The 13,947-nt window shown below is 69.1% G+C and carries 7 protein-coding genes; 3 read left to right on the top strand and 4 right to left on the bottom strand.

Annotation, left to right across the window (positions count from 1 at the left end):
* Nucleotides 1–7: 7 nt before the first annotated feature.
* Nucleotides 8–3,472: a non-ribosomal peptide synthetase gene (locus tag E1182_RS01190; protein WP_132260725.1), complete on the top strand. Its 3,465-nt coding sequence runs from the start codon at nucleotides 8–10 to the stop codon at nucleotides 3,470–3,472.
* 250 nt (nucleotides 3,473–3,722) lie between these two features.
* Here the strand turns inward: E1182_RS01190 and E1182_RS01195 are convergent, their stop codons facing one another.
* Nucleotides 3,723–5,192: a glycoside hydrolase family 43 protein gene (locus E1182_RS01195; protein WP_132260726.1), complete on the bottom strand. Its 1,470-nt coding sequence runs from the start codon at nucleotides 5,190–5,192 to the stop codon at nucleotides 3,723–3,725.
* A gap of 41 nt (nucleotides 5,193–5,233) precedes the next feature.
* Nucleotides 5,234–6,751, bottom strand: coding sequence for an RICIN domain-containing protein (locus E1182_RS01200; protein WP_243705963.1), 1,518 nt, complete (start codon nucleotides 6,749–6,751; stop codon nucleotides 5,234–5,236).
* Nucleotides 6,752–7,346: 595 nt separating this feature from the next.
* Between E1182_RS01200 and E1182_RS01205 the strand changes: the two genes are divergently transcribed.
* Nucleotides 7,347–9,428, top strand: a complete 2,082-nt coding sequence (locus E1182_RS01205) for a family 43 glycosylhydrolase (RefSeq protein WP_132260728.1) — start codon at nucleotides 7,347–7,349, stop codon at nucleotides 9,426–9,428.
* A gap of 481 nt (nucleotides 9,429–9,909) precedes the next feature.
* Here E1182_RS01205 and E1182_RS01210 read toward each other — a convergent pair whose 3' ends face one another.
* Together E1182_RS01210 and E1182_RS01215 are read right to left on the bottom strand one after the other, a co-directional pair.
* The gene (locus tag E1182_RS01210; RefSeq protein WP_132260740.1) at nucleotides 9,910–10,635 is read right to left on the bottom strand and encodes a tRNA-dependent cyclodipeptide synthase; all 726 of its coding nucleotides are present in this window, start codon (nucleotides 10,633–10,635) and stop codon (nucleotides 9,910–9,912) included.
* Nucleotides 10,635–12,248 carry a class I adenylate-forming enzyme family protein gene (locus E1182_RS01215; RefSeq protein WP_207921206.1) on the bottom strand — a complete coding sequence of 538 codons (1,614 nt, stop codon included), beginning with the start codon at nucleotides 12,246–12,248 and terminating at the stop codon, nucleotides 10,635–10,637. The genes E1182_RS01210 and E1182_RS01215 overlap by 1 nt, the downstream gene beginning before the upstream one ends.
* A 301-nt stretch (nucleotides 12,249–12,549) precedes the next feature.
* Here E1182_RS01215 and E1182_RS01220 point away from each other — a divergent pair, with 301 nt between their 5' ends.
* Nucleotides 12,550–13,281 (top strand): class I SAM-dependent methyltransferase, encoded by a 732-nt coding sequence (locus E1182_RS01220; protein WP_132260729.1) that lies wholly within the window; start codon nucleotides 12,550–12,552, stop codon nucleotides 13,279–13,281.
* Nucleotides 13,282–13,947: the final 666 nt, after the last annotated feature.

Genomic DNA, 13,947 nt, shown 5'->3' on the forward strand with positions numbered 1-13,947 from the left:
GTTGGCGATGTCCACTGTGGATGACCTGCGGCGACTGGTGTTCGAGCTGCTCGGCGGGGACACCACCCCGGCCGACGACGACCACCTCATCGCGCTCGGTCTCGACTCGCTCAAGCTGATGCGCATCGCGGGCCTGCTCCGCCAGCGCGGCGTACGGGTGAGCTTCGCCGACCTCATCGCCACCCCCACCCTCGGCGCCTGGTCGGCGCTGCTCGCGACCGCCACGCCACCCGGCCGACCCACCGCGACCGAACGTCCGGGTCCGGCCGCCGTCACCGAGGGGGAACCGTTCCCCCTCGCGCCGATGCAGCACGCGTACTGGGTGGGGCGCGAGGCGACCCAGCAGCTCGGCGCGGTCGCGGCGCACCTCTACACCGAGTTTGACGGGCACGGCGTCGACCCGGCCCGGCTCGGCGTCGCCCTCGCCACGCTCGCCGGGCATCACCACATGCTGCGTGCCCGCATCCTGGACGACGGCCGGCAGGTCGTCGAGCCGTGGCGGCACGGCACCGAGGTGCCCGTCCTCGACCTGCGCGACGCCGCCCCGGACGAGGTCGCCGCGGCCACCGCCGCCCTGCGCGAGAGGATGTCCCACCAGCTCCTGCCGGTGGACCAGGGTCGGATGCTCGACGTACGGGTCACCCTGCTGCCCGAGGGCCGCACCCGGGTCCACGTCGACATCGACATGCTCGCCGCCGACGCGCGCAGCTACCGGATGCTCCTCGCCGACCTGGTGCGGCTCTACGAACACCCCGAGCAGCCGCTGCCGGCCCTCGACTACCAGTACGCGCAGTACCTCGCCGACCGGCGCACCGAACCGCCGCGACCCGCGGACGTGCGGTGGTGGCAGGAGCGGCTCGCCGACCTGCCGGGCGCCCCCGAGTTGCCGGCGCGACCCGACAACCGCAGGACCGACCCGCACCGGGTCGTCCGGCTGCACCGGTGGCTCGACCCCAGGACCCGCGCGGGCCTGGTACGCCAGGCGCGCCGCCACGCCGTCACCCCCGCCGTGGCCGTCGCCACGGTCTTCGCCGAGGTGCTCGGGGCGTGGAGCGGCGTACCACGCTTCCTGCTCAACGTCCCGATGTTCGACCGTCAGCCGATCCATCCCGACGTGGAGCGCCTCGTCGGCGACTTCACCAGCTCGGTGCTGCTGCCGGTGGACGTCTCCCAACCCGTCGAGTTCGCCGAGCGCGCCCAGGACGTGCAGCAGTCGATGCACGACGCGGTCGCGCACTCCTCGTACCCCGGCCTGGACGTGCTGCGCGACCTCTCCCGCGAGCACGGCACGCAGGTGCTCGCCCCCGTCGTCTTCACCAGCGCGCTCGACCTCGGCGAGTTGTTCGGCGCGGAGGTCGAAGGTGTCCTCGGCGAACCGGTCCACATCATCTCCCAGGGCCCGCAGGTCGTGCTCGACGCCCAGGTGACCGAGCTGCACGGCGGCCTGCTCGTCAACTGGGACGTCCGCGCCGACGCGCTGCCCGACGGCGTCGCCGACGCGATGTTCGCCGCGTTCGGTGACCTGCTCGGCCGCGTCGCGGACGGAACGGCCTGGGATGAGCCGGTGGGCGATCTGCGCCCGGCCGCGTGCCGATCGGTGCGCGAGCAGGTCAACGCCACCGCCGGGCCGGTGCCGGAACACCCACTGCACCACGCCTTCTTCGCCCGCGCCGGCCGCGAGCCGGGACGGCCGGCGGTCGTCGGCGCAGCCGGCACCGTCCTCACGTACGGCCAGCTGGCCGACGCCGCCCTGCGCCTCGCCCGCACCCTGACCGACCGGGGCGTCCGGCCCGGTGACGCCGTGGCCGTCCGGCTGCCCAAGGGCCCGGAGCAGGTCGTCGCCGTGCTCGGCGTGCTGGCGGCCGGCGCCCACTACGTGCCGATCGGGGGGGAACAGCCGGCGGCACGGGTACACCGCATCCGCCAGCGGGCGGGCGTCACCGCCGTCGTCGCCGAGGCCCCCGCCGGCGACGACGAGATCGGGTACGCCTCGGCGGTCGCCGCCGATCACCCCGCTCCCGCCCCCGTCCTGGCCGATCCGACCGACGTGGCGTACGTGCTGTTCACCTCCGGTTCCACCGGTGAGCCGAAAGGCGTCGAGGTGTCCCACCGGGCCGCCGCCAACACCGTCGACGACCTGGTGGAGCGGCTCGGCCTGGGCGCCGACGACCGCACCCTCGCCCTGTCCGCGCTGGACTTCGACCTGTCGGTCTTCGACCTGTTCGCGCCGCTGTCCGTCGGCGGTGCCGTCGTCGTGGTGGACGAGGCGACCCGCCGCGACGCCACGGCCTGGGCCACTCTCGTCCGCGACCGCGCCGTGACGGTACTCAACTGTGTGCCGAGCCTGCTCGACATGCTGCTCACCGCGGGCCGCATTGAGCCGCTGGGCGGCAGCCTGCGCGCGGTGCTGCTCGGCGGTGACTGGGTGGGCACCGACCTGCCTCGGCGCCTGCACGCCCAGGTGCCCGGCTGCCGGTTCCTCGCCCTGGGCGGTACGACCGAGACGGCGATCCACTCCACGGTCCAGGAGGTCCACGGCGGCCTGGTGCCGGAGGGGTGGACGAGCGTGCCGTACGGCACCCCGCTGCGCAACGTCCAGTGCCGGGTGGTCGACCCGCAGGGCCGCGACTGCCCGGACTGGGTCCCCGGCGAGCTGTGGATCGGCGGTGCCGGTGTCGCCGACGGGTACCGCGCCGACGAGGACCGCACGGCCGACCGGTTCGTCACCGTCGGGGGCGTGCGCTGGTACCGGACCGGCGACCGCGCCCGGTACTGGCCCGACGGCACGATCGAGTTCCTCGGCCGTGCCGACGACCAGGTGAAGATCCGCGGTTTCCGGATCGAGTTGGGCGAGGTCGAAGCGGCCCTCTCCGACCATCCCGGCGTCCGGCAGGCGGTCGCCTTCGTCCTGCGCGGTTCGGGCGCGCCGCGCCTGGCCGCCGTCGCGGTCACTTCCGACGTCAGCGCCGTGGACCTGGCCGCGCATGCCGCCCTCCGGCTGCCGCCGCACATGGTGCCCGACCCTCTGGTTGTCACGTCGGAGCTGCCGCTGACCCCGAACGGGAAGGTCGACCGCAAGGCGCTCACGGCCCTCGCCGAGGCGCGTCCGGTTGACCGGACCCGGGTACTCCCCGAGACACCCCTGCAGCAGCTCGTCGCCCACGTCTGGGCACAGGCCCTGCAGTCGGGCCCGGTCGGCCTGCACGACGACTACTTCCAGCTCGGCGGCGATTCCGTGCTCGCCACGGCCATCACGGCGCGGCTGCGCGCGGCCCTCGACACCGACGACGTGCGCGTGCACGACGTGCTCGGCTCGCTGACTGTCGCCCGACTCGCGGACGCACTGCTGCGCCGGGCTGCCGACCCGGCGGTCCTGACGGCCACCGCGGAGATCTACCTGGAGGTCGAGGCTCTCACCGAGGAACAGCTCACGGCCGAACTCGGGGACCGCAGCGGCGTACCGCACGGCTGACCAACGCGCCCGCCGATGTGGACAGCGGCACGCCGGGGCAGGTGCCCGGGCCGGGCCGGGCCGGAGCAGACCGGCCTGCATGATCCACTCCACGTGCGGCAGATCGCGGTGTCTGGACTGCCCGACACCGCAACCTGCCGCAACCTGCGAACGCTGACCGTCTTGTCGAGGATGGTGCAGGCCGGTCGTGACGGCGGTGAGCGTGGCGACCAGGTAACTGTGCTGGCCATTTGTTGCGGTTGCTCATCCCCTACGACGTCGGCGCGGTGCCGCCGCCGAACTGCCACCAGTCGACGTTGAACAGGTAGCCGCTGCCGCCGGCGAAGCGCAGGTACAGGTCCCGCGTACCGGTGGCTCCGCGTACCCCGCAGGTGGTGGTCGTCCAGTTCTGCCAGCCGCCGGTGCTCCCGACGGCGCAGGTGCCGACGACCGGCCCGCCAGGGCTGTCGAGCCGCACCTCGACCCGGCCGCCGCTGGTGGCGGAGGCGACCCGCGCTGAGAAGGACGTGGCACCGGCGCCGAAGGCGACGCCCTTGACCTTGATGTAGTCCCCGTTCTCGATCCAGCCGACGTTCATGCCGCCCGCACTGGACGGCTCCGTCTCGATGCCGGATCCCCAGGCGATCGTCTCGGCCTCCTGGCGCGCGTACGGATTGAGTACGCCGACCTGGGGAGCCCCTGCGGTGGTCATGTTGATGGTGGGAAAGGTGCCGTTGGCGTTGTAGGTGAACCTTTCCACCGCGACGGAGCGGGTGTAGCCACCACCGCCGGGCAACGCCCCGTTGTGGTAGAAGAAGTACGAGGCGCCGTTGAAGTCGATGATTCCGGCGTGGTTGGTGAAGCTGCTGCCCTGCCGAGGCATGATCGTTCCCCGGTAGGTCCACGGCCCGGTCGGGCCGGGCGCGGTCGAGTACCCGATGAACTCGGAGCAGCACTCCGCCGCGAACACGTTGTAGTAGAGCCCGTTGCGCTTGAAGACCCACGGCCCTTCTTCGTAGAGGGTCGGGCGGCTGGGGTTGCCGGTGCGGGTGCCGAATCCGGCGGTGGTGAGCGGTATCCGGGTCGGGCCGCCGGAGAACGAGATCATGTCGGGGTTCAGCCGCACGTACCACAGGTTCGGGTTGCCCCAGTACAGGTAGGCCTGCCCGTCGTCGTCGATGAAGGCGTGCGGATCGATCTCGCCGTTACCGACCAGTGGGCGGCCGAGCGCGTCGCGGAACGGGCCGGTGGGGCTGTCCGCGACGCCGACCCCGATGACCATCTGTTTGTTCGACCGTTGGCGTACCGGCACGTACCAGTAGAACTTTCCGTTGCGGGGAACGACATGCCCGGCCCACGCGTCGGCGTCCGCCCAGGCGAAGGTCGCCAGGCTCATGGGCACACCGTGATCGGTCCAGTTGACCATGTCGGCGGAGGAGAAGACCCGCCACTCACGCATGGTGAAGTATGTCGAGCCGTCCTCGTCGTGTCCGGTGTAGAGGTACACCCTGCCGTTGTGTACCAGCGGCGCCGGGTCGGCGGTGTAGATGTGCTGGACGATGGGGTTGTCGGCCCGCCCCGTGCCGGGCAGCAGGGCGACGGCGCAGAGCAGGCCGGCGAGTGCGGCGACGGCGCGCCTGAATTTCGCGCCGCCCCGGTGTGCAGCTGTCAACGTCAAGGCTTCCCCCAGGGTGTGCAGCGGTACGTCGTCGGTGGCGTGGGGTCGCGAGCAAACCGGCATCCTCGGACGGCAGGTCTACGCGCTCGGCGGGCACCTGCGGGTCACGCTCGGTTCCATCGCTGGTTCGCGTTGCCGTGGCAGCCCCAGACGATCACCGCGGTGCCGTTCGCGGTGCCGCCGTTGTTGACATCCAGGCACAGGGACGGGGAGCGGCCGTTGCTGATCGTGCCGTTGCCGTTGAACGTCCACTGCTGGTTGGTGCCGCCGTGGCAGTCCCAGATCTGCACCCGTGTGCCGTTGACCGCGTTCGTCGGCAGGTCCAGGCACTTGCCGAGGATCCGCAACGTCTGGCCCTGCTGGCTGATCTGCTGGTTGGTGCCGCCGTGGCAGTCCCAGATCAGGGTCGCGGTGCCGTTGGCGGTGGCGGAGTTGTCGACGTCGAGGCACCGCCCGGCCGACTCGCTGCGCAGTCGGAAGGTGGTGGGGGGCGGTGGTTCGGTGGTGGTGCCGCCGCTGACCCGGTACACCACCGTGCCGTGCGCCGGGACGCTCGCGGAGATGGCCCCGGTGGTGGTGACGGTGCCGTTGGTCCACACGTCCCGCAGGGTGAACGAGGTGCCGGTCTTGCCGATCGCCGCCGCGGTGGTGGAGACGGTCGTGGTGGAGGCGCCCTGGTTGAACAGGGCCACCGCGACGTCGCCGTTGGCCAGCCGCTTGGCCAGGACCCGCCGGGTGCCGTCGTGGGACACCTGGACGGCCTGAAGGCCGAGGGTGTCCTGGTTGATGGCGATGAGGTGCTCGTTCCTCAGGATCGTCAGCGTCGCCGCGTCGGCCGAGCGCAGGTCGTTGCCCATCATGAGGGGGGCCGCCATGATCGCCCAGAGCGCGAAGTGGCTGCGCATCTCGGTGTCGGTCATACCGCCTCTGCCGACCTCCATCATGTCCGGGTCGTTGAACCCGCCCGGGGCGGCGTACCCGGCCAGCGGCACGTTGACGTTGACGATGTTCTGGATGCCCATCGGGTAGCCGTTGGTCTGGCCGGTGTCCCACTTGTTGGTGATGTCCTCGGTGGTCCGCCAGAGGTTCGCCACGTCGCTCCAGTTGCGCTGCGGCCCGGTCTTCTCGTGAATGCTGTTCGGGTTGATGCTGTAGACGATCGGCCGGCCGGTGGCCGCCAGCGCGTCGCGCATGATGCCGAACCTCGCCACCTGGTCGTTGATCGTCCCGGTGGGGGAGCACCAGTCGTACTTCAGGTAGTCCACACCCCAGGCGGCGAACTGCCGGGCGTCCTGGTACTCGTGGCCGAGGCTGCCGGTGGCGCCGGGGAAGGCGTTGAAGTACTGAGCGCAGGTCTTGTCTAGCGGGGCCTGGTAGATGCCGAACAGCAGACCCCGGGAGTGCAGATAGTCGCCCAGAGCCTTCATTCCACTCGGGAATCGTTGTGGATGGGCCTGGAGGTTGCCCTGCGCGTCCCGGTTCGGGTTGAACCAGCAGTCGTCGACCACGACGTACTTGTAGCCGAGGTCGCGCAGGCCGTGGTTGACGATCGCGTCAGCCATCTGGCGGATGAGCGTCTCGTTGATGTTGCAGCCGAACGTGTTCCAGGTGTTCCAACCCATTGGTGGAGTGCGGGCCACACCGTTCTCCAATGCCTGGGCCGGGCGGGGCGCGACGACGCCGCCGCCAACTGTCGTCGCGAGCGTCACCGCCAGGACACCCAGGACAGACGTCAGCCATTTTCTCGGCTTGCGCACGTGATCCTCCTCGGTCGAGGGTGACCGGCACCGGTACTCCGGCTGCCGGCACCGAGATACGAACATCGCGGGACCGACGCCGGGTCGAGGCCGACGGGGGTGGCCGTCACGCCTGGTCCGTGCCGTTCCTGGTGTCGCGCAGGGTGCGGCGGTAAGACGTCATACATCTTATCAGTCATCATCTATCTATGTAAATGGCTGTGGAGTCTGAAGCGGTGCTGTGTGTTACGTCTTGACTAACCACCTGTTATCGCTCACAGTCGATGGATGGAACGGTCGGCATGCGCGGCGGACTGGGCTCACAGTCGTTCCCCGTAGCTCATGCGGACAGCACATGCCGCCTGGGCGGAGGACGTGCTTGTTAGCGGTCACATTCGCTGGTGGAGTCGCAGGCCAGTTGGCCCGGAAGCCGTAACAACGGCCCGCAAGCCCTTCAGTGCCTGTCAATCCAAGGAGGATCATGGTTGCCATCGGTGGGCTTTCGCTGGCCGCGCCGCGTCGGCGTGGGTGGTTGTCGCGGATCGTCGCGGTGGTGGTGGCGGTGGTGGTGGCTGGTGCCCTGGTGGGCGTCGCGCCGTCGCCGGCTTCTGCGGCGACGGTGGACCCCAACGCGTGGTACGTGTTGGTGAACCGCAACAGCGGCAAGGCGTTGGATGTCTACAACATGGCCACGAATGACGGTGCGCGGATCACCCAGTGGTCGCGACACGGCGGCAACTGGCAGCAGTGGCAGTTCGTCGACTCCGGTGGCGGCTACTACCGGCTCAAGTCCCGGCACTCGGGCAAGGTGCTCGACGTCTACAACTTCTCCACCGCCAACAGCGCGGCCATCGTGCAGTGGACCGACCACAATGGCGCCAACCAGCAGTTCCGCCTCGCCGACTCGACCGACGGCCACGTACGACTGATCAACCGCAACTCCAACAAGGCCATCGAGGTGCAGGGCGCCTCGACCTCCGACGGCGGCAACATCGTGCAGTACGACGACTTCAACGGCACCCACCAGCAGTGGCAACTCGTCCGGGTCGACGACAGCGGCACCCCCGGTGGCACCTTCACCAACCCGGTCGTCTGGCAGGACTTCGCCGACGTCGACATCATCCGGGTCGGCGACGTCTACTACATGTCCGCCTCCACCATGCACTACTCGCCGGGTGCCCCGGTGCTGCGCTCGTGGGACCTGGTGAACTGGGAGTTCGCCGGGCACTCCGTACCCCGGCTGGACTTCGGCTCGAAGTACGACATGGCCAACGGCAGCCAGGCGTACGTCGACGGCATCTGGGCCTCGACGCTGAACTACCGACCGAGCAACCGGACCTTCTACTGGGCTGGCTGCATCGACTTCGCCCAGACGCACATCTACACCGCGTCCGCCGTCGACGGCACCTGGAACCGGCACGCCACCATCCCGAACTGCTACTACGACGCCGGGATGTTGATCGACGACAACGACACCATGTACATCGCGTATGGCAACGGCACGATCAGCGTGGCCCAGCTGTCCGCCGACGGACGCTCCCAGGTGCGGGCCCAGCAGGTCTACCAGACGCCGTCGTCCATCGGCACCCTGGAGGGGGCCCGTTTCTACAAGCGCAATGGTGCGTACTACATCTGGCTCACCCGGCCGGCGAACGGCCAGTACGTGCTCAAGTCGACCAACGGCCCGTTCGGCCCCTACGAACAGCGGCAGGTGCTGCTGAACATGCCCGGCCCGATCCCGGGCGGCGGCGTGCCGCACCAGGGCGGACTGGTGCAGACCCCGAACGGCGCCTGGTACTACATGGCCTTCACCGACGCCTATCCGGGCGGACGGATGCCGACGCTGGCGCCGATCACCTGGACCAGTGACGGCTGGCCGCAGGTGCAGGCGGTCAACGGCTCCTGGGGCGTCAACTACCCCAACCCCCTGCCGCTGCGTCCGGTGAAGCCCCTCACCGGCACCGACACCTTCGACGGGACCACCCTCGGCGTCCAGTACGAGTGGAACCACAACCCGGACAACAGCCGGTGGTCGGTGGACAACGGGCTGCGCCTGCAGACCGCGTCGGTGACCAGCGACCTCTACCGGGCCCGCAACACGCTCACCCACCGGATCCAGGGCCCGACCTCGACCGGAACCATCGAGTTGGATTACTCCACGATGCGTGACGGCGACCGGGCCGGGCTCGCGATGCTGCGCGACAGGTCGGCATGGATCGGCATCAGACGGGACAACGGCGCCACGCGCGTGGTCATGACCAACGGCCTGACCATGAACACCAACTGGGACACCAGCAGTACCGGGACCGAGATCGCCAGCGCTCCGGTGTCCGGCGGGCGGATCTGGTTGCGGGCCAACGCCGACATCCGACCCGGCTCAGGTCGGCAGGCAACGTTCTCGTACAGCACCGACGGGGTCACGTTCGTTCCGCTGGGCAACGCGCTGACCCTCAACAACGCCTGGCAGTTCTTCATGGGATACCGGTTCGGCATCTTCAACTACGCCACCGGGTCACTGGGCGGCGCGGTGACGGTGCGCCGGTTCGTCCTGACGACACCGTGACGCTGACCATCCCCGGTAGCGCGCTGTCCGATCGGCGCGTCGGGGATGGCCAGCGGGGCGCAGTGTCGGCGGGGCTGAGGGAGAAGAACTCTTCCGCCTCCTCGGTCAGGCGCAGGCAGAGCACGGCGTTAGCCGTACTGCGCGGCGATCAGGTCCGGTGCCGTCTCAGGGCGCAGCCGGCCGTCCGGGTGCCGCGCCGGGTGGCCACCGATCTCATCCATCAGCCGGCTGACCTCCACATGGCCTCGGCTCTCTCGTGTGGCAGCACCTCGTCGACCAGCCGGCGGTGCACCTCGCCGCACCGCCGGCACGCACTGCGGCGCGTCCGGACGCGCCGCCACCAGGTCGGCGGTCGATGCCCTCCTGGACAAACGCGCCGCCGACCGGGGGCAGGCCACCGGTCGGCGGCGGGTACCGGGCGATCACGTCGTCCAGGCCGACGTGGGTGTGGTGAGGCTCCCGTCTGCCTCAGACAGGAGCCTCACGCAGCGGGGTAGATGGTGGCGTACCCCTGACGCGGCGACGGCTCGAGTACAGAACCGCCGGAGAAGATGAGCTCCGCCAGCGCGAGCCGCTGGTGGTAGAAGTTCAGCGACGACGGGGCGCCGAAGATGTCGGCCGAGGCCAGAAAGAACGGAAGTTCGGCGAGGAGGTACTGCATGGCCCGCTCGATGCGTTCGGTGTCGGGAGGGCCGTCATACCCCCGGGTGGCGAGCACCTCCTCACTCATCTCCTGGCACGTCTCCCACAGGGCGCGGTCCTCCTTCAAAGCCTGCTCGCACTCCACGAACCTTTCGCGGTAGACCTCGTTGGACACCAGGTCCGACATGCGCTGGAGGCCGTCGAGTTCCCGGGGCCCACCGTGGGTCTTCCAAGCCCGGACCACCCGGTTGTACAACACGTTTGTCTCGCCGCGCGCCTTGCGAACCGCTCGCTGCGGCTCGTAGCCGAGGGCGAGGTACGTGTGGTGCAGCGCCGAGTCCGGGATGATCACGTCCACCCGCTCGAACTCGGCGCAGAGCCAGCCGAGGAGGCTGGCCAGCCGCGGCACCTGGAAGTAGCTGTTGCCGGGGCTCACCCCGCACACCACGTGCTTGCGCTGCTCCCAGATCACACGGCTGACGTCGGTGAGTGGTTCGACGACAAAGGCCCCCTGTTGAAGCGTCCGGGTTTCGTTGTCCTGGGCTGTTCTCCCGTGCCCCGCCATCAGGTCCACCGGCCGCTTCCAGGATGCTCGGCCTCGTCCAGGTACCGCCGGCGCAGTTCCTCCCGGATGATCTTCCCGGTACCGGTGCGGGGCATGTCCCCGGCATCGATCACGATTGGTTCGGCCATCGGGGGACGACCGCGGATCACCTGCTGCCACAGATCTTTGTCCAGCGTGCCGTCTGGTGTGGCAACGATCGGCACCGGCGGCCCGCCGGTCACCGGTAGCAGCGCCACGTCGTGCCCGCCTGGCAGGCGATCGACGAGCACGTCCTCCTGTTCGAGGTTGCTGCTTCCCGGGACGTGGTTGACCTCCCGGTCGATGAGCATCAGCGCTCCCGTCCTGGTCTTGATGCCGATGTCACCGGTGTTCCACCACTCGCCCACAACCTTCTCGTTCCAACGCTCGGGTTCCTTGTAGTAGCCGACGCAGCGGGCCTTCGTGCGGGCGAGCACCAGCCCTGGCTCACCGTTGGGCACCGGCCGGAAGGTTTTCGGGTCGACCACCTTCAGGGTGACGAAACCGGGCATGGGCCGGCCCACCCGCCGCGGCCCGGGAAGCTCCTCGCGCCGCTTGTTGGCCGTGCGCCGACTCACGAACGTCATTCCCATCCCGCCGGTCTCCGACTGCCCGTACCCCTCTCGCCAAAGGGGGAAGGGATGCCGCGAGGCGTTCAGGAAGGGGCGGATTGTTGACCAACGCACCCCGTCGAAGTTGCTGATGAACATGCGAACCGAGGAGAACGCCTCCCGCCCCGGCTCCTTGGCGAGTTTCTCGAGCCGGAAGTAATCGATTGGCAGCGCCTCGATCACGGTGGGCCGGTGCTGCTCAAACATTGGACCCACAATCTCGGGGTCACTGTCGCTCATCACCAGGACTTTGGTGGGGGACAACGTGAGTGTCGAGTAGATCCAGGTGAATGCGCGAGCGTGCACGTAAGGCGTGAACATCGCCACGACGTCGTCGCGCGTGAACGTGATGGGCGGTAGGTGGCGGCATTCCAGCCGAGCCATCTGGCGCTGCAGCTTGGCCGGCGTATACATGATGAGCTTCGGTACGCCGGTGGTGCCGGACGTGTGTGTGAGCATCATCAGCTCGTCGTCGGCACGCGGGGTGGGCGACGGATCCGTGGTCCCGTAGAGCTCGGCGAACGGCAGCGCGTTGGAATCGCCCCCGTCGAGGGAGACGCTCTGCTCCGCGAACGCGGCGGGCGAGGCGCCGTCGCTGCCCTTGCCCGCCAGGAGCCGCTGGTTGCTCACCAGCAGTTTCGGCTCGACCCGCTGGAGCAGCGCCTGCGTCGGGTCGGGTGGCAGCAGGCCCGACACCATGACCGGGATCGCGCCGATCCTGATTCCGGCGGAGGCGAGCAGCAGGCAGTCGAAGTGGTTGTCCTTGTAGACGACGAACCGGTCGCCGGAACGAAGTCCCGCCGCGTACAGCGCCCCGGCAGTCTTGCGCACGATCTTGGCAATCGCCTCCAGATCGAGGACTTCCTGTCTCGCTGGATCGATGTCCAACGGTCGGCTGGGGCGGAAGATCATCGGCTTTCCCACTTCGGCCCTGCGGTCGAAGAGGAGGCCGACGCTGGTTTCCCATAGCTTGAGATTCGCCACCGTTCCCTCGCCTTCCGGCTCCCGACAGTCGCAACGGTCGATACCGTATTGCCGCGAGGAGGTATTCGTCAAGGTCGACTCTGGGGCGGTATCCCACGTATTTTCCGGGACGGCTGTGATGCGTCCAATCGGCAAAATGGGGTTCCAACCTGCGTTTTTGAGCGATCTTCGAGCGGTGGGCCAGCGAGCCGTGGCGGTTGAGTGATAGCATCATCGACCGTATGGTTTCACGTAGGTGAATGCCCGCAGGATACGCGACGAAGTTTTGGCTGTAATGCGCCGCCGGTAGGGAGGAGCGCACGTGTCCGACCAGTACGACGACATCGCCAGGAGTTTCGACGAGGTGGAGAGCGTCATCCGCTTCGTTCGGGAGAATCTAGAGTTCCCGTCGTTCCGGCGGGCCCTCGGGCCCTTGACGGGCAAGCAGGTGTTGGATGTCGGCTGCGGGGAAGGCACGTTCACCCGCATGATCATGCGGCAGGGCGCCCGGCGGGTGGTCGGAATCGACCAGTCCGAGGGCATGATCAAGCTCGCCCAGACAATCGAGGCCCGCGAGCCGCTCGGTATCGAGTACCTCGTCCAGGACATGGTGACGATGCCGGCGCTGGAAGCCTTCGACGTGGTGACCGCCGTCCACGTGCTGCACTACGCCGACAGTCGGGAGAGCATGGCCCACCTGGCGCAGCGGATGTTCGCCAACCTCGCCCCGGGCGGCCGGCTCGTGGCGTTGTTGGCCAATGCGGAATCCAGCGCGCGGTCGGAGGAGGCCAGTGGCTTCCGCACCCACCGTCCGGACAATCCGCGGGAGGGGGAACGCTTCCGCGTCTCGGTGCTGACGACGCCGCCCACCGATGTCTGGGTCCACCACTGGCCCAGCGAAAGCATCGTGAGTGTCCTCGAGTCGGCCGGGTTCACCGGGTTCAGCTGGCATGCGGTGGCGGTGGCGGACTCTGTCGCGCCCGAGGACCTCGAACGGGCCCGGCAGTGCGCCGAGAATCCGACCAGCCGCCTCCTGACCGCCACCCGGCCGTAACGTGTGACCGTGGGGCGGACAGTGCGCCCACAGTTCGAACGGTCAGGACTGGGTCGTGACCTGGCGTGCGGGCGCCGAGCCACCGCCGGGAAAGTCGCACGGTGCGGCCGGTGTCTGCGTCACCGGCGACGGCCACCTGGTGCTGATCAGCCACGACGCCAGACACTGGGGTTTCCCGGCCGGCCGCCCCGTGGGGTTCCGAGACCCTCTTCGAGACGCTGCCTCGTGAGATGCTCGAAGAGGCATGCGTCACCGTCGGTGATGCCCGACTACTCGGCTTCGCGAGGAGCCGGTGCATCCGTGGCCACGGGCAGGGTCTGGTGCTGGTGCGCTCGTTCGAGGTGAGAAGCTGCTGCCCTGGGATCCGCAGTTCGAGATCCAGCACCGCCGGATACGCTCCCGACCCGGTGGGAACCTGTGTCGCTTAACGCGGGCTGGTTGACGCCGGGCTGGGGTGAGGCGGTACTCCAGTCGAGGATTTCGATCATGGCTCGTGCGGGTTTGCGGGCGTAGTGGCTGTTCATGGCGCGGGCTGAGTGATGGCGTCGGCCGCGTGTTAGCAAGGATCTCGTCGAGGACGCGCAGAGGGCTCGCGTCCGGGGCCGCCGGGACGTGGCGGCGGCGATGCGCTCAGATCAGGCTGTCGGGTCAGGCCGAGAGTGGTGG

The sequence above is a fragment of the Micromonospora sp. KC721 genome (genome assembly GCF_004348355.1).
Classification (GTDB): domain Bacteria; phylum Actinomycetota; class Actinomycetes; order Mycobacteriales; family Micromonosporaceae; genus Micromonospora.

Bases quoted from the DNA above. Each gene is read 5' to 3' on its own strand.
- E1182_RS01190 (WP_132260725.1), top strand. From the start codon at position 8: ATGTCCACTGTGGATGACCTGCGGCGACTGGTGTTCGAGCTGCTCGGC.
- E1182_RS01195 (WP_132260726.1), bottom strand. From the start codon at position 5,192: ATGCCGGTTTGCTCGCGACCCCACGCCACCGACGACGTACCGCTGCAC.
- E1182_RS01200 (WP_243705963.1), bottom strand. From the start codon at position 6,751: ATGGGTTGGAACACCTGGAACACGTTCGGCTGCAACATCAACGAGACG.
- E1182_RS01205 (WP_132260728.1), top strand. From the start codon at position 7,347: ATGGTTGCCATCGGTGGGCTTTCGCTGGCCGCGCCGCGTCGGCGTGGG.
- E1182_RS01210 (WP_132260740.1), bottom strand. From the start codon at position 10,635: ATGGCGGGGCACGGGAGAACAGCCCAGGACAACGAAACCCGGACGCTT.